Raw genomic sequence first — 22,756 nt, 5'->3', positions numbered from 1 at the left:
ATGCGCCGTCTCGTTCCCCTCACGTTCCTCGCCGTCGCCCTTTCCGCGGCGGCAGAAGAGGGTGTGCGCCCCGCCCAGGCCTCCTTCCGGTACTCGAGGGCGGTGACGCCCGCGGCAACCGGGGCGAATCGCCTCGGCGTCGACGGGGCGCTCCTCTCGGGTTCCGAGGCGCGCCGGGGGCCCGGTCTCCTCCACGACCTGCGCCTCTTCGGACAGGACGGGCGAGAGGTGCCGTACCTCCTGGTGGCGCCGGCCCCCAGCGAGCCGGAGTGGGTGCGCGCGTCGCTGCTCCCGATCCCGGAGACGAAGAACGCGAGCGGGTTCGAAGCCGACCTCGGCGCGCTCCGACGGATCGACCGCATTCGCCTCTCGGGTCTCTCCGCGCCATACCTCAAGCGCCTCCGTCTCGAGGGAAGCGGGGACCGGGCGCGCTGGACGGTCCTCGTGGCCGAAGGCACTCTCTTCGACCTTCCCGAGGAAGGGCTGGCCCGGACCGAAGCCGGTTTCCCGGAGGGCGATCACCGTTTCCTGCGCCTCGTCTGGAACGACGCCCGGAGCGGGCGCGTGCCCCTTCCGCCACGCGTCGAGGCGCGCCTCGCCGGGACCGGCGGTGCGCCGGAACCGCTCAGGGAGGCGATCCCGTTCGAGCGCCGGGCGAGCGAGCCCGGGAAGACCCGCTTCCGTCTCAAGCCGGGCGCCGCGGGCCTGCCCATCACGGCGATCGAGGTCGGCGTGGACTCGGGCGATGTCCTCAGGGACGCTCGCGTCCTCGAATCGCGCCTCACCGGCGGCCGGCTCGTCCCCTTCGAGCTGGGAGCGGCGACGCTTCGCCGGGCCCAGCGGGCCGACGCGGCCGCCGCAGAGATGTCGGTCCGGCTCGCCGTGCTGCCGGCCGAGGCCGAGCTGGAGCTCGTCATCGACGACGCGGGGAATCCGCCCCTCGAAGTCACCTCGCTCACTGCCGTCTTCGAGGGGCTTCCCTGGATCTACTTCGAAAGCCCCGACGGAGCGCCGCTGACGGCGCGGTTCGGGGCGACCCGGCTGCCCGCCCCCCGATACGATCTCGAGGCCTCGCGCCCGACCATCGCGCGGCGCGAAGGCCCCTCCCCGGCGAACGCGCGCTGGGGCGACCGTCAGCCCGTGACGGTCGCCGCGACCCCGGTCCTGGCGGGGCCTGGCATCCCTTCGGGGGCGGCACTCGATCTCGCCGGTTTCCGCGTCTCGCGGCCGATCCCGAACGGCCCTGCCGGCCTGACGGCCCTTCGCCTCGACGCCGCCGTCCTGGCCGTGAGTCCCACGCTGTCCGACGTGAGGATCGCGACGGCCGACGGCCGGCAGGTGCCGTACCTGCTGGAGACCCTGGACGAGCCGCTCGTGCTGAAGCTCCCGGCTCCGCAGAGGGCTGAAGACCCCCGCCCGCGCAGTGGTCCCGGGGAGGCGGGCCGCCTCTCGTTCCACCGGGTCGAGCTGCCGTTCGAGAGGCTTCCGGCGGCGCGCCTCGAGCTGGAGTCGACGGCGCGGGTCTTCAGCCGGCGCGTCGGAGTCCTGAGGGAGCGGCTCGGAGGGCGTCCCGAGACCGCCGGAACCTTCGCCGAGGTCTCCTCGGGAGCGTGGGAGAACGCCGATCCCGACCGGAAGGCGCCCGCGCTCCTCCTCGAGCTTTCCGCGGGCGAGGGGCGCGAGCTCTTCGTCTCGATCGATGACGGCGACAACGCACCCGTTCCCCTCGTCCGTGCGTCGCTCCTCCTGCCGGCCCATCGCATCCGGTTCGTGAGGGAGGAGGGAGTCGCCCTGACGCTCGTCCACGGTCAGGCGGGACTCGCCCCTCCGCGTTACGACCTCGAGCTCCTCGCATCCCGTCTCCTGGGAGCCCCCGCGTTCGAGGCGGCGCTCGCGCCGCCGGCCCCGGAGGCCGTGGAACGGGAGAAGGAAGCGGGACCGAAGCTCTTCTGGGCGGCGCTGGTGGGCGCCGTCGTGGCGCTCCTCCTCCTCGTGGCGAGGCTCCTCCGGCGTGGCCCGGAGGCAGGGGTCGAAGAAGAGAAGCCGCGGGGAGGGTAGACTCGGCGCTCCGGAGGAATCGAAGTGGTGAGCGCGTGCGTGCCGACCGAAGTTCGGGCGCGGCGGAGGGGAGGGTCGAAGTGAAGGACCTTTCCACCGCCCGCCTCCTCCCCGCGGGCGACGCCCCGTCGCCCTTCGGGCTGCACCTCGTCCTGGGTCCCCTCGCCGGCGGGGCCGAGGAGGGGCCGGTGCCCCTGCCCCTGTCGTCCGACGAGGGAACGAGCCGCGTCTACCTGGGAGCGCTCAAGGGAGACGTCGACAGCGTCGTCGAGCTCGTCGCCGTGAAGCTCCTTCCGAACGTCCTGCCCGAGGCGCTCTCCGAGAGCGCCGCACGGCCCACGAACCGGACGCTCCTCGACCGCTTCGCGGCCGAACGCGACCGGCTCCGCTCGCTCCGGGCGGAGAGCCCCTGGTTCCCGAGACTCCTGCAGCCCGACGGCGGCCCGGATGGGGCGCTGCCGGCGCTCCTCTACGACAGGCCGTCCCGGTCGTTCTTCGTGCCGCCCTGCCCGACCTGCGGCAAGCCGCTCGAGCTCCTGACCGACGAGATCTTCCTGCGGGAGCGCCGGCTGCCGTCGTACCTCGAGTCGCTCCACCGCCTCGTCGGGTGTGCCACGTGCGCCACGACGGATCGCGTCATCGCCGTCTTCTCGTACGTGCCCTTCCCCGGGCAGGCCGACGTCCCCGTGGGTGGCCCCGAGGAGCTCCTCAAGGGTCTCGCGCGGGCGCTCGTTCGTGACTGGGACGAGGAGCAGCTGAAGGCGTTCCCCTCGCGTGCCTGCAGGGAGGAGGCCCTGGTCCTGCGAAAGGCGGGGGGCGCCTCGCTCGGCGATTTCGCCGCGCGATGGTCGCCGTTCTCGTTCTGCCCCTCTCCGTTCCTCGTCACGGGGCTCTCGCCGGTGAAGTGGGACGAGTGGGCCGATTTCGTCGGCGGCAGGACCGAGGCCGAGCTGATCCCGCCATCGGCCCCGGAAAGCCTCGAGTCCGAGACGGCCCGGCGCCGCGTCGAATGGCTCCGCGAGACGCTCCCGCCGACGGGCCGGTACCTGTACGGGCACGACGGGACCGGGGTCGACGCGATAGAAGTCCTCTACCTCAAGATGACGGCCTTTCGGCAGCTCGCCGCGGGCGTCCTCGCGTTCTACCGCGTCACCGGCCAGCCCCATCTGGACCTCCAGCCGGGGCACGTTCTCCTCGACAGCTACGGCGCCGGCTCCTCGCTTCCGGCGCTCTGGACGTTCGAGGTCCGCCTGCACGGGCTCGCTTCCGCGACGAAGACGTCCTCGTTCGGCGTCGAGGTCGTCGTGCCGCCCGTCGAACCGACGTTCCCGTACGCCGCGCCGGAGATCCTCGAGTTCCGGCTCGCCGCGCGCCGGCCCGGGGACGTCTACCTCTCCGAGATCGAACCGGCCGACGCCGGTCTCGGCGTGAGGATCGAGGGCCGTCTGTCGGATCCGAACGGCCTCTTCCCGAGGCCCGAGGAGCCCGACTGGATCCACATCACGTTCCCCGACGAGGCGCTCGGGCTCGGCATCGACGCCCTCGTCGCGAAGAGGAAGCAGGGCGTTCCCGCCTCTTACGAGGAGCTGACGTTCGTCTCAGAGCCGGTCGAGCTCGACGACGCGGCGGTGAAGAGGCTCCGGCGCTCCTTCGGCGTCCGTCTCCCGGGCGCGCGGTACAAGGTCTACCCGCGCTTCGGAGCCCCTTCGGATCTCCACTCCCTCGGCGTTCTCCTGCTGCGTGCGCTCGCGGGCGGCGAGCGGACGGAGTTCCCGCTGCTGCTCCAGGCGATCCAGCGCGCCGCGACCGCCGCGGCCCGGACGAAGGAAGGGGATCCTGCCTCCCGTCTGAAAGCGGCTCTCGCCGGCGAGCCGGTCGCCGAGACGCTCCTGGACAGGTCGCGCGTTTTCTGGAAGGACGAGGACCGCGTCCCGGGCCGTCCGAACGCGATTCCGCCGCCTCTCTTCGAGCGTGCCGTCCTCCTCGCGCTCCGGCTCGTGACGCGGATCACGGGTTTCTCGATCGCGACGGCCCCGGGCGACTTCGTCCCGGAGGACCCGACGGGCCGCGTGGAGCAGGTGCTGCGCGAGGTGGACGAGGTCGTCGCCGAGCTCAGGGCCCTCCTGATCCACCGCCAGCCGCTTCACTTCGAGATCCAGGACGTCCTCGCCGAGCTTCTCGAAGAGGAAGCGGATTCGGCGTCGCGGCGCTGACATCCCTCGGCCCGGGAGACGGCGGGTCGCAGCCCGCCGTCTCCGAGGGTAAGATCCGGACACTGTGTCCTTCAACTCGTCCGTTTCCTCTTTCGAGGCGCTGGCGTGTCGCCCCTGTCCACGAGGTGACGCGTGAGCGTTCCCCCGCGGTCCCTCACGCTCGAGGTCTGGCTGGGGCCCATGGAAGGGCTCCGCTACGCTGCCGAGGCGCGGCAGGCGATGCAGCTCGTTCGGATCGGGCGCCTCCCGTTCGATCGCCAGACGAAAGACCGCAACCACCTCGTCCTCTCCGTCTCCGCTGGCGTCTCCGGGTCGCACGCCGAGGTCCGTTTCGCGCAGGGGCGAATCTTCCTCCGCGACCTCGGCAGCTCGAACGGGACCTTCGCGGCCCAGCAGGCCGTGACGACGGAAACCGAGGTGAAGTCGGGCGACATATTCCTCGTCTCCCTGACGCCCGTGCAGGTCTACCTGACGAGCCCGCTCGCCGCCCCTCCTCCGTTCGAGCCGCTCCCCGTGAGCCACTGGGAAGGCACCGCCTGCGAGCCGCTCATCGCGTCCGCCGCCGAGTGCGCGGCCGGCCGCCGCGAGGGCTACGTCGACACCCGGCACCTCCTCGACGCGATCCTCCGGCTCGACGACCCCGAGGTCGACGAGCTCCTCGCCCAGGGAGGCGTGACGCGCCGGGCCGCCCGCGAGGACCTCTACAAGAAGACCTTCTACCGCGAGTCTCTCGCCTGGCTCGGGGAGATCCTCGTCAAGCCGGCGAACCTGACCGGCACCTTCGAGACGGCCGTCGTCTCGCCGCGCGTCGCGCGGTTTCTCGACGGCGCGCGGGCCGCGGCGTCCTCGGTGGCGCAGCCCGAGGAAGGGACGCGGCTGGCCGCCCGGAGCGTCCTCGCCGGGCTCGTCGCCGATCGGTTCGGACCCGTCGGCGACTGGCTCTCCGACCGCGGGATCACGTCCGTCCCCGCGGGCTTCGTCGGCCCCGCGACCGGTGGCGCGAGCTCCGACTCCGGCCAGCAGCGGGACGAGGCCGAACGGCCGGCGCCGAGGGCCTCGGCGGGGAAGGGCCGGGCCACGACCCTTCTCTCCGAGGACATCGGCGACGCCACCGCCTCGGCGGGTCCCTCGCCTTTCAGCCGCTCGGCTCCTCCTCCGCCCCCACCGCCCCCGGCTCCCTCTCCCGCGGAGTCGGCGGTGGCACCGGCGCCGTCCCGCCGGCCTGCCCCCGAGCCGGAACCCGCCCGCGATGCGGCGCCGGAGCGAGCGGGGGCTTCAGCGGCGCCCGCTCCCTCCGCACAAAGGGAGGTCCCGGCGCCCGCACCGGCCCCGGTCGCCTGGGGCGCGCCGCGGACACCGGCCGAGATCCTCCTCGACGGCCGCGCGCGCGAGCTGGCCGACGAGCTCTTCGTCCTGGCGGGCGAGCTGCGGTTCGGGGTCCCCGACGACCGCCGCCGGCAGCTGAAGCGGCGCGTCGAGAAGGAGCTCGCGCCCCTTTCGAAGGACGCGCGGACCCGCTTTCTCGAGCTCCTCCGCCGGTACTTCCCGGTCCTTCCCGCCGGGGCCGGCGTCGACCCCGAGGTGCCGCGCCTGCGCCGGAAGCTCGAGGAGCTGCAGAAGAAGGCCGCCGAAGAGAGCCCGTCCAAGAGCGTCGCCCGCACGAAGTCGCAGCAGGCGGGCGTCCCGGGGACCGGGCTGCCTCTCCGGCAGCTCGTTCTCGGCGAGGATCTCGCCCAGGCCGACCGCAACGTCCTGGTCCTCAGGAAGGTCATCGAGTACGCGCTGGCGATGGAAGGGATGACCCTCGGGCTCATCCAGTCGCTCACGATGCCCGGCAACGAGACGATGGCCTTCAAGCTCCCCGGCTTCAAGGAGACGATGCGCCACTTCCTCCACGCCCTCGAGCAGGGCAAGCCGGTCAGCGTCCAGCGGGTCGAGGAGTACCTCGACGAGCTGAAGAAGTGGCAGGTCGCGATCCTCGCGGCGTTCCACCAGGCGCCGGGGGAGTGGTTCGACCGTCTCTGGAGGCGGATCAACCCGGTGACGATCGAGTCGGCACCGCGCAGCGCGGGGTGGAAGCTCAGGGGCGAGGCGGCGGAGTGGTGGGACCTCTACAAGATCGCCGTCCGCGACCTCTCTCCCGACCTCGTCAACGACCAGATCCTGCAGGGCGTGGCCCGCCTGTCGAAGGAAGAGCTCGAGAAACTCAGGAAGAACCAGCGAGGAGAACACTCATGACGAAGACGACGTCCCGCTCCCTCCTCCGGATCGCCGCATGCGGCCTCGTGTGCGCCGCCCTCCCGGCCCTGACGGGCTGCGGCGCGTCGGCCGGCACCGTCTCCTTCCGGTGCGGACCGGCCATCAACGGCGGCCTCGCCCTCGCCGTCGACGTGATCCGCGCGACCGAGGCCGAGTCCCGGAAGATCCAGGAGATGGGTGAGAAGTGGTTCTACGACCAGACCCGGTACAACATCCAGGGCCAGAACCGGATACAGACCGTCACCTTCACGACCGGCGAGGGCGCCGGCGCGTGTGACAAGAGCGTGAGCGTTCCGGTCACCAAGGGCGAGCGCTTCCTCGTCCTGATCGCCGACTACAAGTTCCAGAACCCCGATCCGACCCGGCACGTCATCGTCCTCTCCCGCGAGAAGTGGGTCGGCCAGAAGATCCTCGTCTCGGTCCTCGAGCGGGAGCTCTCCGTCGAGCGCCGCTGGTAGACCGCACCCATGAAGAAGACGCCGCAGGTCCTCTGGGCCGAGGGGATGTTCCTGAGGCCCCACCACCTCCAGACGGCCGAGCGCTATCGCGAGGAGGCCCTCCAGCGGGAGATCCAGCGGATACAGCCGTTCTTCTACGGCCTCCAGTCGCTGGACGTGGCGCCGGACCAGCTCGAGAACTTCGTCTTCGAGATCCGCGACGTCTCCCTGAAGCTGAAAGACGGCACCGCGCTGTCGTCCGACTCCACGCTCCGGCTCTCGCCGAGGAGCTTCAAGAACGAGCTCGACAAGGCGAGCGGCCGGATGCGCGTCTTCGTGGGTGTCCCGGTGATGCGCGAGACGGCACCGAACACCTTCGCCGCGGGCGAGGGGCCTTCCGGGGTCGACCGGCGCTACGTCGCGGAGAACGCCGAGGTCCTCGACGAGAACTCCGGCGGCAACCCACAGCCGGTCGGGGTCCGGCGCTGCAACGGCAAGCTCTTCTTCGGCGCCGAGAGCCAGGAAGGGTACGAATGCATCGAGGTGGCCGTCGTCGAGCGGTCGGGATCGGGGCGGAACTTCCCGGTCCTGTCCCGCGAGTTCATCCCGTCGCTGACGGAGCTCGGCGGCTCGCGGACGATCCAGGCCCTCTGTGACGGGGTCACGAACCGGATCGAGGCCAAGCACCGTCTCCTCCTCACCGACGTGTCGCAGGGCCGCCTGACGATCCAGTCCGACGGGACGTCCGGCTGGCAGACGATCATCAAGCTCCAGATCCTCGGCAGCTTCCTCTTCCTCTTCCAGCAGCTGACGCGGATCCCGCGCATCCACCCGTTCGACGTCTACACCGAGTTCGCGCGCCTCGCCGGAGAGCTGTCGATCTTCGACGACGGGAAGATTCCCGTGAAGATCCCGGTCTACGACCACGAGAAGCTCGGCCCCTGTTTCCACGAGACGTGCCGCGTCATCGAGGCGCTCCTCGAGAAGATCGTCGCGTCCCGCTTCGTCAAGGTCGACTTCGTCCTCAGGGACGACCTTCTCGTCGCCGACCTCCTCGAGGAGTGGCTCGCCGCGCAGACCGAGGTCTTCCTGGCCATCGAGGCCGAGATGGAGGAGAAGGACCTCCGCGGCCGGATCGTCACGATGAAGCTCGGTACGGTGCGCGACATCCCGATCCTGCGGCAGCGGCGCCTCTTCGGTCTCGACCTCGAGCTCCTGAAGCGGACCCCGGCGGGCCTCCCCCAGAGGGAAGACTACTTCTACTTCAAGATCGAGAAGGAGGGGCCGTACTGGGCGAACGTCGTCCGCGACCGGAACGTCGCCCTCTCCGACGCCCTCGACCCCAAGCTCAAGTTCTCGCTCTACATCATCACGAAACCCGGGAGCTGAGATGGACTACACGACCGAGCTGTTCAAGGTCGCGGCGAAGGAATTTCTCTTCCTGTCGTCGTTCCGCCAGAAGGTGAGGAAGGGAGTTCGGGCCGACATCGAGGATGCCGCGGCCGACCTCGACGAGATCTTCCGCGAGCAGGCGTCGGCGGTGCGGCAAGACCCGCGCCTCCAGGCCCTGTACGACCAGGCCCGCTACCCGCTCGTCGTCCTCGCCGACGAGATCCTCATCCACTCGGGCTGGGAGTTCGCGCGGGACTGGCAGGACCGGCTCCTCGAGGAGAAGTACTTCCGCTCGAACATCGGGGGCGACCAGTATTTCGCCATTGCCAAGGAGCTGAGGCCCGAGGACGTGGAGCTGGCCAGCATCGTCTACGCCGGTCTCGCGCTCGGATTCCGCGGGAAGTACCGCGAGCGGCCGGAGAAGCTCGCCGAGGTGCGCAAGAACACCTACCGGCTCCTCTCGGAGTACCTCGCGTCACAGAGCGACAAGATCACCCCGGAGGCCTACACGGTGATGGCCACGGCGGGAAAACGGCTCAACCCCGTCGTCACGCTCGGCCGCGTCGCGATCGTCAGCTTCGGCGTCCTGATCGGTTTCTGGCTCCTGACGTTCCTCTCCTGGGCCGCCCTGGTCGGAGAGATCAGGAACGTCGCCGACAAGCTGGGAGTCCTCTGAGGTCGCCATGTACGAACTGCTCGACCTCCTGGGACGCCTCCCGAAGCCCGTCAAGACCCTCGGCATCGTCTTCCTCCTCATGCCCATCGGCCTCGTCACCGCGCGGGCGATGGGGTTCGGGAAGTACTGGTGGGCCGTCGTCGGCGGCCTCATCGTCATCGCCCTGCTCGTCGCCGCCTTCGACGCGTTCGTCAAGAAGGGCGACAAGGCCCGCGGCGGCGCCTTCGAGAAGGACCTCGCCCGCGACGCGCAGGGGGGGGCCGGCGCCTCCAAGCAGGAGGTCCGCGAGGCGGTCAAGGAGCTCTCCCAGAAGTGGACGGAGTCCCTCGCCCAGCTGAAGGGGACGGGCCTGCAGATCTACTCGCTCCCCTGGTACCTCCTCATCGGCGAGCCGCAGTCGGGCAAGTCGACGACCCTGAAGAACTCGGGGCTGGAGTTCCCGGTCGGCGGCGACGGCCTCTCCGGCTCGGGCGGCACGCGCAACTGCGACTGGTGGTTCGCCAACGAAGCGGTCATCCTCGACACCGCCGGCCGGTTCACGTTCCAGGAGGAGGCCGCCCCCGACGCCACGGAGTGGTCGACCTTCCTGAAGATGCTCAAGAAGTACCGCAAGGAGTGCCCGATCAACGGCGTCCTCGTGGTCATCCCGGCGACCTCGCTTCTCGAGGACACTCCCGAGGAGCAGGACAAGAAGGCCGCGAACATCCGGTCGAAGCTCATGAACCTCCAGCGCGTGCTCGAGATCCGCTTCCCGGTCTTCATCATGGTGACGAAGGCCGACCGGATCCTCGGCTTCTCCGAGTTCTTCTCCAAGCTCGACCCGGTCGACCAGCGGCAGCTCGTCGGATGGTCGAACCCGCAGGGACCCGACAAGCAGTACGCGGTCGCGACGTTCGACGAGGCCTACGAGGAGATCCTGACCCGGATCCACAAGCTCCGGATGAAGTTCACGGCGAACGAGGAGATCGTCCAGAACGTCGACCGGATCTTCGTCTTTCCCGAGGAGCTCCGGGCGCTCGGCGGCTCGCTCAAGCGGTACTTCCAGGGGGTCTTCCAGGAGACGCGCTACGACGACCCGTTCGTCTTCCGCGGCTTCTACCTCTCCTCGGGCGTGCAGCAGGGCAAGCCGATCGCGCGCGCCACCCGCGAGCTCCTCGGCAGCTCGGCCGAGGGAGTCCTCGAGAACCTCGAGCAGATCTTCAAGCGCTCCCGCGCCTTCTTCATCAAGGACTTCTACGAGAAGAAGGTCTTCCCCGAGCAGGGACTCATCGCCCGGACGAAGGCGGCCATCGAGCGCGAGAAGACGACCCGCCTGATCATGCGGATCGCCATGATCCTCCTGCCGGTGCTCTGCATCTGCGGGATGATCCTCCCCTACCTCTCGATGCGGCGGTTCGTGAAGCCGATGCGGGAGACGGCACAGAAAGCCGAGGCCTGCGTCGAGAAGAAGGAGGCCTGCTCGATCGCCGAGGCCTACGGGCTTTCCGAGGCGATCTACAAGCACCAGGCCGCGATCCGGCAGCGGCCGTTCCTCTTCGCGCTCTTCTTCCAGCGCGCCTCCTCGGGGCAGCTCTTCGGCCTCCTCGGGAAGATCAACCAGCGGCTCTACGTCGAGCGCGTCCTCAACCCCGTCATGAAGGAGGGGGAGGCGCGGATGGCCCAGCTCGACTGGTCCGGCCCGTACGACTACAGGACGTTCTTCACCGCGCTCGACGGGCACCTGAAGTGGTGGTCCGTGAAGAAGGGGGCGCTCACGGGGGAGCAGAAGCCCCTGGTCGCCGCCTCGGAGCTGAAGGTCGTCCCGCTCGTCGCGTTCCTCGCGAACACGAAGGGGATGGCGCCGGGCGCCAAATCGAAGGAGATCGACGACTGGGTCGCCGCGGTCGGGACGAGCGGGAACCCCGACCTGATCCTCGCGGCGCTCCCGGAGGACCCCCCGAAGGACCCGGAGCTGCTCCGCGTCCCCGACCCGGGCGCGCCGATCCGGAAGTTCGAGGAGTTCTGGACGGTCGCGAACCTGGCGCGGTGGGATTTCCGCCTCAACCAGCTGCTCGCCCTCTACGTCCAGAAGTACTCGGAGCTCCTGAAGATCGAGGACCCCTCCTCGAAGGGCTACCTCGACCGGACGGCCGCGACCGGGAAAGAGTTCGCGAAGGTCTACGGCGACACGACGAAGCACCTCGGGACGGCGAAGCCGGGTTCGAAGGAGTTCCCCGGCTTCGGCCCGGACGACTGGCGGAAGAACTTCGACGCCGACTACGACCAGCTGATGCGCTTCACGACCGTCGTCCCGGGCGTCGTCAACGAGAACACGCGGAACCGGGTCAAGGGCCAGATGGAGTCGGACTGGAAGAACCTCGAGGCGCAGATCCTCGCGTACGCCTACCTCGTCGTCGGTGACCCGCAGAACGCCAGCAAGAAGGCGTGGAGCCCCGCGGCGGCGGCCATCTCGCCGATGCTCGTCGAGGTGACGAACTATTCCGACCTCGCCGCGTTCGAAGCGGCCGAGAACCCGAAGGCCGTCGTCGAGGAGGCGTCGCGCAAGTCGACGCCGGCCGACCAGAAGGCGACCCTCGAGGCGTTCTCGAAGAAGCAGGTGGACGCCAAGGCGAAGGCGACCGCGAACGTGACGGCCATCACCGCGATTCCGGTCGAGCAGAAGCCGCTCTGGCAGGACACGGCCCTGTCGGCATTCGTGCCGCGCACGGCCGATCTCGCCCTCGTCTACCGCGTCCTGCCGTACACCCAGCAGTTCCTCGACAGGGCCGTCGGGCCCGCCTGCCTGGAGAACGTCTGCTTCACCCGCAACCACGCGCAGCAGATGATCCCGCTCGGCGTCTCCTACATCAGCTTCGCCGAGGCGTCCTCCATCGCCACACGCCCCGACGTCGACCAGCTCGCGCAGGCGCACGCCGAGACGATGCTCGACTACCTCAGGCGCTACATCGACCGGTTCGCCGGGCGTGGGGGCGGGGGAGGCGGGGGTGGCTTCGTCGTTCCGGGCTCGGCCCTGCAGGCGCGTTCCTGGCGCGACTTCCAGGCCGCCATCACCCGCTGGAGCCCGGAGTCCAGGGGTGGCGGTGACGCCCCCGTGACCGACATGTCGGGCGCCCTCACGTTCGACGACGTCCAGGCGTTCGCCGCGAACCGGAGGCTCAACCCGTCGCTGGCGTACTTCAAGAGCAAGGCGGCGCCGGTCCGCCGTTCCAGCGGCCCGGCGCAGGCCCCGCCGGAGCTCGTGGCGGCGGCGAACCTCTTCAAGAACAACGTCGTCCCGCTGCCCGAGCAGGAGCTCAAGGCGTGGCGTCAGCTGTCCCTCGCCCAGGACGGAGTCTCCCTCCGCGGGTACCACGCCTTCTCGCGCAACCCGGCCGTGCGCCGGAGCGTCTACGGGCGCCAGCTGATCGCCGTCGAGAACCGGGGCGCGAACCTGATGCGCGACGCGATCCAGCCGGCCTTCCAGCAGGCGTCCGAGCCGGTCGTGAGGAAGATCCGCGAGCAGCTGGTCGGCCAGTTCCCGTTCGTCCGCGAGAGCCAGCTGCGCCAGGAGCGCGTGGCCTACGCGGCCGGCACGTCCCTCAAGCCGGGCGGCAGCGGCAACAGCGTCACGTACCGCCTGGACCTCGCCTCGATCAACCAGGGGCATTTTTCCGGCGTCCTCACCGACGTCGGCTCCCTCGCCGACGAGTACGCCCTGAACCCGATCCTCTGGGGCTGGGAGCCGCAGTTCGACTTCGTCGGCGACGCGAGCCGCGGGCTCCTCGCCGTCGGTCGCGGCTGGCAGCTCTTCCTCTTCGGGGGTGGCCGCAGCACCTCCGTCATCAAGGAGCACAAGGTCGAGATCCGGCCTCTGCAGTTCACACCGAGCCCCGGCAAGCGCTTCATGGGCGACCGGGTCAACTCCCTCTTCCTCTTCGACCGGTCGGTCGTCGTCCGGCCTTCGACCGACTTCAAGACCGGCAAGCAGCCGAACCCGTACGTCTGGCGCCTCGGGCCCTCGGACGCGCCGATGTCGATCACGGGGCGCGACGAGGAGTCGAAAGCAGGCTGGACGGGAAGCCTCGAGGCCTACGGCGGGCCGCTCCGCTTCTTCTACTTCGTGCGCGTGGCGAGCGAGGAGCGCGATCGTCGCAGCGACTCGGACGATCCCGAGAAGGAACGCGAGAAGGAGAAGGTCTGGACGATCCGCGTCGTGATCCCCAACGCTCTCCAGCGAACCGAGCCTCTCGAGGGTCTCTTCGAGCTCGCGTTCGAGGAGCCGATGCCCCCCATCCTTCCGAACTGAGGTCCTTCCCCGGAGAGCCCGGCGCGCCGGGCTCTCCGGATTCGCCCGCCCTGCACGGAAGCTGAAGATCGAGGTGAACGAGTGGCAGCGTGGAGTCTCTTCTCGAAGCTGAAGGACGGTATCTCGGGGGCCGACGGGCCTCCGAAGCTGGAGACGTACCCGCTCCACCTCTACGGAAAGCTTCCCATCTACAAGGATTTCATCTCCTCCGGCTTCACGGAGGAGGGCTCGAAGGACTTCCGGGACTGGCTCGGGAACGGCTTCAGCCGCCGCTGGTCCCTTCTCGAGGAGTACAAGGGTGTCGAGATCCCGCTTCACACATTTCTCTTCGCCCTTCCCGGTGGAAAGCGCTCCGTCGCCGGAGCTCTGTGGGGGAGCCACGACGAGGGAGGTCTCCGCCAGTTCCCCTTCACGCTCTTCGCCGTCGTCCCGCAGGGGAAGGCCGTCGCCGACCCGTTCGTCGCGCTGTCGTACCTCGACGTCTTCGAGGAGCGGGCCGCCTACATTCGCCGGAATTTCCGGCAGGGCCGCACGGTCTCGGCGTTCTACGAGAGCTTCCGGGGGGCTCGGATCGAAGTGGCGGTGAAGAAACCCGCGAAGATCGCGGAAGGCGTGGAGAAGGAGGCCCGGGGTGTCACCCTCGGGGACTTCGCCGAATCGCTCCTCGGTTCGACGGCGCTGGCCGATTGGCCACGGTTCATCGCGAGGGTGAAGGCGGCCTGCGCGAGCCCCGGGGGCGCAGGAGCCGTCCGCCTGCCTCTCGGCAACCTCCTTCCGGCCGAGTTGCAGGTGCAGACCTGGCTTTCCTGGCTGTCCAGGGACGGCGCCTTCGAAGGAGCCGCCCCGGTCGGAAGCCTCGTGTCGCGGGCGGGAGGCCGTTCCCGTGCCGTTCTCTTCTTCAGGGACCTGCGGCCGGAGGATTTCCTCCTGCTTCACCCGGACGGTACCGACTACGAGTTCGTCGAGGAGACGGCCGTCGCCCCCGGCGCGGGAGGTGAGCCCGGAGCTCCCGAAGGGGATGCCTCGGAGCCTCCCGCGGCCCCTCCGTCGCAGCCCGGCTGGAACGAGCCGCTCACGGCCTTCCTGCACCCTGAGAAGGGGGAGGCGTGAAGGTGCCGGGCGTCACAGCGTTGTCGAAACCATTGACCGCGGCCTTGATTTCGCGAGAATCGACTCCTACCTTATAGCTCGGAACTTGTCGAAAAGGAGGAAGCACACCATGTCACAGGCTGACTACTATCTGAAGATCGACGGGGCTCCCGGGGAGTCGGGAGACAGCAAGCACCCGAACGAGATCGAGTGCCTCTCGTTTGACTTCGGCGTTACCCAGACGGGATCGTCGTCGTACGGCAAGGGTCTCGGCGCGGGAAAGGTCTCGATGCAGGACTTCAGGTTCGTGATGAAGGCCTGCAAGGCCGGCCCGAAGCTCCTCCTGATGTGCGCGACCGGTGAGCACATCCCGAAGGCCGTCCTGAGCTGCCGCAAGGCCGGAAAGGAGCAGCAGGATTACCTCGTCTACACCTTCACCGACCTCATGCTCTCCTCGTACAACGAGGGAGGAGCGGGCGGCTCGGATCCGATTCCGATCCAGTCGGTCTCCTTCAACTTCTCGAAGATAGAGATGGAGTACAAGGAGCAGACCGCCCAGGGCACGCTCGCTGGCACGGTGAAGACCTCCTTCGATCTCAAGGCGAACAAGGGCGCCTGACGAGGCGGGACCGTCCCCGAACGGCGGACGTCAGAACGCAGCGGCCCCCCGAGAGGGGGGCCGCCTGCTTTTCGCGATTCCTCCGCCGGGAGGGGCGTTCATCCCCGTCAGCGACGAGGACCGAGACTGTTCAGCTCGGCTCGGCCTCGAGCGGGTCGAAGTCGACGGAGCCGAGCTCGAAGATGCTGACGTCCTCGTCGTCCACGAGGAAGGTCCTCAGTCCGAGGCCCGTCTGGAGGTCTTCGGACAGGTTCTTCCAGTCGGTCATCCGGCCCAGCCGGATGAGGTCGTCCGAATGGGAGGATGACCCGGGATAGAGGGCGAAGAGGAAGACGTCGCCCGTCGTACCGTCATCGGCCGTGATGCGCGCTCCGGGCCAGATCAGGTCCCGCAGCTTCTTGGGGGGGGTCGGCTCGAGGCTCCTGGCCTGTTCCAGCGGGAACCACGTGTATTTCCCCTGGAAGACCACCTCGACGACGGCACCGCAGAGATCGTCGAAATCCCGCAGGTCGGCGAAGGGGGTCTCTCCCCGCCGTCCGGACAAGGGCGGGCGCTCTTCTTCGGCCTCGTCGAGCAGGGCCCGCGCCTCGGCGATCCTCCCCTCTCCGACGTGGCCCAATGCGGCGAGCCCCTTCTCGACGTAGCCGGGAACCGAACGAAGGAAGTGGGGCCTCGCCTTGCCGGCGAAGACCCGGGCTCGATCCCGCTCCGCCTGGAGGAGGCCGCGATAGACCGCGGCCGCCATCTGGGACTGGGCATCGGCCCCGACGGCGGCGAGGATCTGCTTCTCGGCCCGGTCCCAATCGCCGGCGAAGGACAGCAGCTCGAACAGGAACGTTCGCTTCTGCGGGTCTGCGGGCGCTTCGCGGACTTCCTGGGTCAGGGCCTCGATGGCGGCGTCGAGCCTTCCCGCGTCGAAGAGCTCCTTGGGTGTCGGCATGTCGGTCCTCCTCATCGCTGCTCCCGGGCAACGCCGGAGCCGCCGGGGAAAACGGCTTTGTTCCGGATGACAGGAGCTTCTGAGTCAGCTACAGTACCATCACATTGCTGTCTGTTGGGAGGCTTCTAGATGTCGTCGGAGGCTCCGCTCCTCGACCTCGATCGGCTGCTCGCTCCGATCTCTACTGACCGTCCGTCGGGCGAGAGCCTGCAGTACTCCGGTCTCTTCGACGAGATCCGGGAGGCCCGCCGTGCCGACGACGTCCTCGAGCAGGGCGACTGGAAGCGCGAGCTGAAGGTCGCCGACTGGGACGAGACCGTGGCGCTCGCGACCGACGCGCTTCTCGCGAAGACGAAGGACCTGCAGGTCGCGGCGTGGCTCGCCGAGGGACTCACGATGCTCCACGGCTTCGCCGGATGCCGCGACGGGCTGAGGGTCATGAAGGGCTTCCACGCCGATTTCTGGGATACCTGCTACCCGGAGATCGACGAGGGCGACATGGAGGGGCGGGCGAACGTCCTCGCCTTCTTCGACAGGCAGGTCGCGCTCGCGCTGCGCAAGGCGCCGCTCACGCGTGCCCCCGGGATGAACTTCTCGTGGCTCGAGTGGAGCGAGTCGCGGCCGTTCGACATTCCCGACACGGCTGGGGGAGCGCTCGACCCGGATGCTCAGGCCCGGCTCGCCGAGCTGAAGCGGCAAGCCGCGGGTGAGAACAAGACGAGCGGAGAGGACTTCCGCAAGGCGAAGGCCGGCACGCCAAAGGTCTTCTACGAGGACGCATCGAAGGCGCTCGCGCAGTGCTGGGACGAGTACCAGGGCCTCGACCGGCTCATGGACGAGAAGTTCGGCCGCCAGACTCCGGGACTCGCCGAGCTGAAGCAGTCGATCGAAGAGGTCCGGCGCCTCATCGACGGGATCCTCAAGGAGAAGAAGGCGCTGGAGCCCGATGCCCCGACAGGGTCCGGGGCGGCCGCGGACGCCGAGGGCGGCGAGGGCGGGGCCGCCGTGGTCTACCGTGTGGCCGGTGCGTCCGGACCGATCCGGGGCAGGGGCGAGGCCCTCGCGCGGCTCGGCGAGGTCGCGGAGTTCTTCCGGCAGACCGAGCCCCACAGCCCCGTGTCGTACCTCGTCCAGCGGGCGATCACGTGGGGCCAGATGCCGCTGGAGAGCTGGCTTCGGGACGTGATCAAGGACCCGAACGTCCTCGACCAGATCAAGGAAGTCCTCGGAATCCGTCCGGAGAGCGAGTGAAGCCGCGTGAGAGCTCACGAGACACGGCGTAGGAATCGCCGGAAAGTCGTCAGGGAGGAAAGCCCATGGTGAAGAAAGAAAGCGTCCAGCAGAAGCTCAAGAGGGTCCGCCCTCCGCGAGTCCAGATCACGTACGACGTAGAGATCGGCGGCGCCATCGAGCTGAAGGAGCTCCCGTTCGTCGTCGGCGTTCTCGGCGACTTCTCGGGCCAGCCCGATCAGCCCCTCCCGCGCATGAAGGACCGGAAGATCACCGAGATCGACCGGGACAATTTCGACCAGGTCCTCGCGGGGATGGCCCCGCGCGTCGCGATGTCGGTCGAGAACAAGCTCACGGGCGACGGCGGCAAGATGGGCGTCGACCTGCGCTTCAAGGCGCTGGACGACTTCGAGCCGGACAAGATCGTCCAGCAGGTGGACCCGCTGAGAAAGCTCGTCGAGGCCCGTCAGCGGCTGTCGGACCTCCTGTCCAAGGCGGACGGGAACGACAAGCTCGAGAAGATGCTGAACGACGTCCTCCAGAACGCGGGGAGCCAGCAGCAGCTGGCCAACGAGCTCGGCCTGTCACCCGAGGGGCCCAAGAAGGGGGACGACAGTGAGTAACGCCCCCGAACGCGGCAAGGCCGAATCGATCGTCCGAGAGCAGGCCGGCGAGGGCGACCTCCTCAGCAAGATCCTCGAGGAGGGCCGGCTCGTCCAGCACGAGAGCCAGGCGCAGGGCGCTCGGGACATGATCGCCGAATTCGTCCAGCAGGCGATGCAGGGCCAGATGGTCCTGTCGCGCAACCTGGAGACCTCCCTGCAGGCGCGCATCGCCGAGATCGACCGCCTGCTGTCGGCCCAGCTGAACGAGATCATGCACGCAGAGCCCTACCAGCGGCTCGAGGCGTCGTGGCGCGGCCTCCATCATCTCGTCTACGAGAGCGAAACGGGCGTCATGCTCAAGATCCGGGTCCTGAACGTCTCGAAGAAGGACCTTCTGAAGGACCTCGAAAGGGCGGCGGAGTTCGACCAGTCGGCGGTCTTCAAGAAGGTCTACGAGGAGGAGTACGGGACGTTCGGCGGCCAGCCGTTCGGCGCCCTCATCGGCGACTACTACTTCTCGAACCACCCGCAGGACCAGCTCCTCCTCGAGAAGATGGCCCAGGTCGCCGCGGCGGCGAACGCCCCGTTCATCGCGGCCCCTGCGCCGCAGCTCTTCGGGTGGGAGAGCTTCCAGGAAATGACAGAGGTTCGCGACCTCGCGAAGATCTTCGACCGGACCGAGTACGCCAAGTGGCGCTCCTTCCGCGACTCGGAGGACTCGCGCTACGTCGGCCTCGCGATGCCGCGGACCCTGATGCGCCTGCCGTACGGCAAGGAGACCGTTCCGACCGAGACGTTCAACTTCGAGGAGGACGTCGACGGGAAGGACCACAACAAGTACCTCTGGGGGAACGCGGCCTATTCCTTCGGGACCCGCCTCACCGAGGCGTTCGCGATGTACGGCTGGTGCGTCGCGATCCGCGGCGTGGAGGGCGGCGGCCTCGTCCAGGGGCTTCCGGTCCACACGTTCCAGACCGACGAAGGGGACGTCGCCCTGAAGTGCCCGACGGAGATCGCCATCACCGACCGGCGCGAGAAGGAGCTCTCCGACCTCGGCTTCCTGCCGCTCGTCCACTGCAAGAACACCGACTACGCGGCCTTCTTCGGCGGCCAGTCGTGCCAGAAGGCGAAGAAGTACGACCTCGACTCGGCGAACGCGAACGCGCGTCTCTCGACGATGCTGCCGCACATCTTCGCCGTCTCGCGTTTCGCGCACTACCTGAAGGCGATGATGCGCGACAAGGTCGGCAGCTTCATGACGCGCAAGGACTGCGAGTACTTCCTCAACCAGTGGATCGCCGGATACATCACCACCGACGACACGGCGTCCCAGGCGACGAGGGCGCAGTACCCCCTGCGCGAGGCGAAGATCGAGGTCGCCGAGATCCCGGGGAAGCCCGGCGCCTACCGCGCCGTCGCGTTCCTGAGGCCTCACTTCCAGCTCGACGAGCTGCAGGTCTCGCTGCGCCTCGTGGCCGACCTGCCGTCCTCGGCCCGAAAGTAGCTTCACGCGGCCGGGCGGCTCTGGGAGCCGCCCGGCCGATCCTCCACCGTTTCCGGTCCGCCCGAGGAGCCCGCCCGAGATGTCGCGGTTCGACAACGAGATCCGTGTCCGCCCGTCGGTCCTCGACCGGCTGATCGACTACGAGCCCGAGTATTCCCGCGAGGCGGCCGCCTCGCGCGCGAAGAACCTCCGGATCCTCAAGCAGTCGGTGCGGAGGGACATGGAGTGGCTCCTCAACACGCGCCAGACGCTGGGCATCCCCCCCGAGCTGAAGGAGGTCCAGTCCTCGATCGCCGCCTACGGCCTCCCGGACATCTCCACGTTCTCGGGCCGGAGCGGCGCCGATCGCCTGCGCCTCCGCCGTGCCGTGGAGGAAGCGATCGAGGCCTTCGAGCCGCGCCTCGAGGGCGTCACCGTTACGGTCGATCCCGAGCCGGGGCCGAGCCTGGCGCTGAAGTTCCGGATCGACGGCCGGCTCAAGGTCGACCCGGCACCCGAGCCGGTCTCGTTCGACACCCTGCTCCAGATCGGGAGCGGCGAGTTCCGCGTGAAGGGGGAGTGATGCGCGACGAGCTCCTGGGATACTACGAACGCGAGCTCTCCTTCTTCCGGCAGATGGGGGCCGAGTTCGCGGAGAAGTACCCGAAGATCGCCGGGCGCCTCCTGCTGGAGCCCGACACCTGCGAGGACCCCCACGTCGAGCGGCTCATCGAGGCCTTTGCGTTCCTCGCCTCCCGCGTGCACCTCAAGGTCGACGACGAGTTCCCCGAGATCACCGAGTCGCTCCTCAACGTCCTCTACCCGCACCTCCTCGCCCCGATCCCTTCGATGACGGTCGTCCAGTTCGTCCTGGACCCGTCGCAGGTCAGCCTCCAGTCCGGCCAGAGGATTCCCCGCGGGTCGATGCTCTACTCCCGCTCCGTGTCGGGGACGGCGTGCCGCTTCCGAACGGCCTACCCGGTGCACCTCTGGCCACTCGAAGTCCGCCAGGCGCGTTTCGAGCTCCCGGTGCCGGGCGTCGGCCCGGAAGAGGGGGTGCGGATGGTCCTGCGGCTCGAGCTGAAGACGTTCGGAGGCGTCCCGCTCCGCGAGCTGAGGGAGAAGATCTCGGAGTCGGAGGAGAAGCCGCTCGAGTCGCTCCGCTTCTATCTTCAGGGCGAGGGAAAGGTCGTCTACGCCCTCCACGAGCTGCTCCACAACCACCTCGTCGCCGTCGAGCTGAGGCCCGGTGGCCCGCGGGACGTCCCGTCGCCCGTGAGGCTCCCGAAGTCCGTCGTCGCCGGCGTGGGCTTCGAGCGGGACGAGGGGCTTCTCCCCTACACCGACCGCTCCTTCATGGGCTACCGCCTCCTCGCCGAGTACTTCGCCTTCCCGGAGAAGTTCTTCTTCTTCGACGTGAAGGGGCTCGAGCAGGCGGCCCGGGACGATTTCGACGACGTCCTCGAGATCCTCCTCTACTTCAACCGCGACTTCCCGCTCGAGCGGAACGTCTCGGCCCAGACCTTCCGGCTGAACTGCACCCCGGTCGCGAACATCTTCCGGCAGATCGCCGAGCCGATCCGCCTGACCAACCTGCAGCCCGAGTACCGGGTCATCCCGGACGTGAGGCGGCAGGACGTGACGGAGGTCTACGCCGTCGAGGGCGTCACGAGCATTGCGCGGGGGAGCGACAAGGTCACGACCTACGAGCCCTTCTACTCGTACCGCCACGGCTTCGAGAAGGGGCAGGCGCCGGCGTTCTGGTACATGAGCCGCCGTCCGTCGGCGCGACGGGACGACGACGGGACCGACGCCTACCTCTCGCTCGTCGATCTCGGGTTCGACCCCGCGCAGCCCGAGGCGGACACTCTCTCGGTCGAGATCCTCTGCACGAATCGCGACCTTCCCTCGCGTCTTCCGTTCGAGGGAAGCGAAGCGGACTTCCAGCTCGAGGGGGCGGGCGTCTTCTCGGGCATCCGCTGCCTGAAGCGCCCGACGCCCACCGTGAGGCCCCCGCTCCGCCGGGGCCTGCAGTGGCGGCTCCTCTCCCACCTCTCGCTCAACCTCCTCTCCCTCGTGGAACGGGAGGGTGGCCAGGGTCCGGAAGCACTCCAGGAGATCCTCCGCCTCTACGACTTCGCCGACTCCTCCGTCACGCGCCAGCAGATCGCGGGGATCACGAAGGTCGGCTCCCGCCGGGTCCTGCGGTCGATCGGCGTCCTGCAGCCGAGCTTCGTCCGCGGCATCGAGGTGACGGTCGAGCTCGACGAGAACCAGTTCGTCGGCACGGGGGCGTTTCTCTTCGCGCAGGTCCTCGAACGCTTCCTCGGGCTCTACTCGTCCGTGAACTCCTTCAGCCAGCTCGTCCTGACGAGCCGCCAGCGCGAGGGCGTCATCCGCCGGTGGGCGCCGCGCGCCGGGGAGCAGATCGTCCTCTGATGGCGACATGAAGGACCTCCTCTACTCCGAGCCGTACCGTTTCGCCTTCTTCCAGGCGGTGCGGCTGCTGGAGCGGATCTCGCCCGCCAAGGACGGGGTCGGACGGTCCGTGAGGCCGGCGGACGAGGTGGTCCGGTTCCGGTCCCATCCGTCGCTCACGTTCCCCCCGAGCGAGATCGTCGACCTGAAGGCGCCGCCCCCCGGACAGGAGGATCGGCCGCCCGAGATGACGGTCAATTTCATCGGCCTCACGGGGCCGCTGGGAGTCCTGCCCCACCCGTACACGGAGCTGGTCCGCGAGCGGAACTCCTACAAGGACACGGCGCTCTGGGCCTTTCTCGACATCTTCAACCATCGCTTCGCGTCGCTCTTCTACCGCGCGTGGGAGAAGTACCGGTTCCCGGTCGCCTACGAAAGGACCGGCGAGGACTCCTTCACGGAGTACGGCTTCGACCTGATCGGCATGGGGACGCCGGGTCTGCGCGGCCGCATGGCCGTGAAGGACCAGGCGCTCCTCCTCTACGCCGGGCACATCGCGCAGAAGCCGCACTCGGCCGAGGCGATCGCCTCGGTCGTCCGCGACTACTTCGACTCCCCGGCCGGAATCGTCCAGTTCCAGGGGCAGTGGTTCCCGCTGGAGGCGGAGAACGTCACGAGAATCGGGCAGGCCAATTCCCAGCTCGGCCGGACCGTCGTCGCGGGCGCGACCGTGTTCGTTTCGCAGTCGAAGTTCCGGGTGAGGCTGGGCCCGCTCACCCTCTCCCGGTTCGTTTCGTTCCTTCCGGTCGGGCCCGCGTGGAAGCCCCTCAACGACCTCGTGAGGTTCCTCGCGGGGCTGGAGTTCGACTACGACGTCCAGCTCGTCCTCCGGAAGGAGGACGTCCCCCCCTGCTCCCTCGACTCGAAGTCCGCCCTCCCCCCAATGCTCGGGTGGACGACGTGGATCACAAGCGAAACGCCCCGGAAGGATGCCGACGAGGTCATCCTTCCGGTCGATAATTGAGGAAATCCGGCGCGCGAGAGGACGACAA

The 22,756-nt window shown here is 68.8% G+C and carries 16 protein-coding genes; 15 read left to right on the top strand and 1 reads right to left on the bottom strand.

The window, feature by feature from the left end; all coding sequences use genetic code 11:
* From IPN03_21290 to IPN03_21250, 9 genes are all read left to right on the top strand, one after another.
* Entirely contained in the window at positions 1 to 2,058 is a 2,058-nt protein-coding gene (locus tag IPN03_21290; GenBank protein ID MBK9376186.1) for a DUF3999 family protein, read from the top strand.
* Between the two features lie 80 nt (positions 2,059 to 2,138).
* Positions 2,139 to 4,271, top strand: a complete 2,133-nt coding sequence (locus tag IPN03_21285) for a hypothetical protein (GenBank protein MBK9376185.1) — start codon at positions 2,139 to 2,141, stop codon at positions 4,269 to 4,271.
* A 132-nt stretch (positions 4,272 to 4,403) separates the two neighbouring features.
* A complete protein-coding gene (locus IPN03_21280) occupies positions 4,404 to 6,509 on the top strand; it encodes an FHA domain-containing protein (protein MBK9376184.1) in 2,106 nt (701 codons plus the stop codon).
* A complete protein-coding gene (locus IPN03_21275; GenBank protein MBK9376183.1) occupies positions 6,506 to 6,988 on the top strand; it encodes a hypothetical protein in 483 nt (160 codons plus the stop codon). Before IPN03_21280 ends, IPN03_21275 begins: the two co-directional genes overlap by 4 nt.
* Before the next feature lie 9 nt (positions 6,989 to 6,997).
* Positions 6,998 to 8,356 carry a type VI secretion system baseplate subunit TssK gene (tssK, locus tag IPN03_21270; protein ID MBK9376182.1) on the top strand — a complete coding sequence of 453 codons (1,359 nt, stop codon included), beginning with the start codon at positions 6,998 to 7,000 and terminating at the stop codon, positions 8,354 to 8,356.
* A 1-nt stretch (position 8,357) separates the two neighbouring features.
* On the top strand, positions 8,358 to 9,035 hold the full coding sequence (locus tag IPN03_21265) for a DotU family type IV/VI secretion system protein (protein ID MBK9376181.1): 678 nt from the start codon (positions 8,358 to 8,360) through the stop codon (positions 9,033 to 9,035).
* A 7-nt stretch (positions 9,036 to 9,042) separates the two neighbouring features.
* The gene (locus IPN03_21260) at positions 9,043 to 13,320 is read left to right on the top strand and encodes a hypothetical protein (GenBank protein MBK9376180.1); all 4,278 of its coding nucleotides are present in this window, start codon (positions 9,043 to 9,045) and stop codon (positions 13,318 to 13,320) included.
* Between the two features lie 81 nt (positions 13,321 to 13,401).
* The gene (gene tagF / locus IPN03_21255) at positions 13,402 to 14,430 is read left to right on the top strand and encodes a type VI secretion system-associated protein TagF (GenBank protein MBK9376179.1); all 1,029 of its coding nucleotides are present in this window, start codon (positions 13,402 to 13,404) and stop codon (positions 14,428 to 14,430) included.
* A gap of 109 nt (positions 14,431 to 14,539) precedes the next feature.
* Positions 14,540 to 15,028: a type VI secretion system tube protein Hcp gene (locus IPN03_21250; protein MBK9376178.1), complete on the top strand. Its 489-nt coding sequence runs from the start codon at positions 14,540 to 14,542 to the stop codon at positions 15,026 to 15,028.
* Between the two features lie 130 nt (positions 15,029 to 15,158).
* Here the strand turns inward: IPN03_21250 and IPN03_21245 are convergent, their stop codons facing one another.
* The gene (locus IPN03_21245; GenBank protein ID MBK9376177.1) at positions 15,159 to 15,968 is read right to left on the bottom strand and encodes a SciE type virulence protein; all 810 of its coding nucleotides are present in this window, start codon (positions 15,966 to 15,968) and stop codon (positions 15,159 to 15,161) included.
* A 129-nt stretch (positions 15,969 to 16,097) separates the two neighbouring features.
* On the opposite strand from IPN03_21245, the gene tssA reads away from it, so the two are divergent.
* From tssA to tssG, 6 genes are all read left to right on the top strand, one after another.
* Positions 16,098 to 17,219 carry a type VI secretion system protein TssA gene (gene tssA / locus IPN03_21240; GenBank protein ID MBK9376176.1) on the top strand — a complete coding sequence of 374 codons (1,122 nt, stop codon included), beginning with the start codon at positions 16,098 to 16,100 and terminating at the stop codon, positions 17,217 to 17,219.
* Between the two features lie 65 nt (positions 17,220 to 17,284).
* Positions 17,285 to 17,821 carry a type VI secretion system contractile sheath small subunit gene (gene tssB, locus IPN03_21235; protein MBK9376175.1) on the top strand — a complete coding sequence of 179 codons (537 nt, stop codon included), beginning with the start codon at positions 17,285 to 17,287 and terminating at the stop codon, positions 17,819 to 17,821.
* Positions 17,814 to 19,307, top strand: a complete 1,494-nt coding sequence (gene tssC / locus IPN03_21230) for a type VI secretion system contractile sheath large subunit (protein MBK9376174.1) — start codon at positions 17,814 to 17,816, stop codon at positions 19,305 to 19,307. Before tssB ends, tssC begins: the two co-directional genes overlap by 8 nt.
* Before the next feature lie 79 nt (positions 19,308 to 19,386).
* Positions 19,387 to 19,869 (top strand): type VI secretion system baseplate subunit TssE, encoded by a 483-nt coding sequence (gene tssE / locus IPN03_21225; GenBank protein ID MBK9376173.1) that lies wholly within the window; start codon positions 19,387 to 19,389, stop codon positions 19,867 to 19,869.
* A complete protein-coding gene (tssF, locus tag IPN03_21220) occupies positions 19,869 to 21,725 on the top strand; it encodes a type VI secretion system baseplate subunit TssF (GenBank protein MBK9376172.1) in 1,857 nt (618 codons plus the stop codon). Before tssE ends, tssF begins: the two co-directional genes overlap by 1 nt.
* Positions 21,726 to 21,732: 7 nt before the next feature.
* Positions 21,733 to 22,728, top strand: a complete 996-nt coding sequence (gene tssG, locus IPN03_21215; protein MBK9376171.1) for a type VI secretion system baseplate subunit TssG — start codon at positions 21,733 to 21,735, stop codon at positions 22,726 to 22,728.
* Positions 22,729 to 22,756 lie beyond the last annotated feature (28 nt).

The sequence above is a fragment of the Holophagales bacterium genome, from assembly GCA_016719485.1.
Taxonomy (GTDB): domain Bacteria; phylum Acidobacteriota; class Thermoanaerobaculia; order UBA5066; family UBA5066; genus UBA5066.
This window is presented reverse-complemented; position numbering and strand designations above follow the sequence as displayed.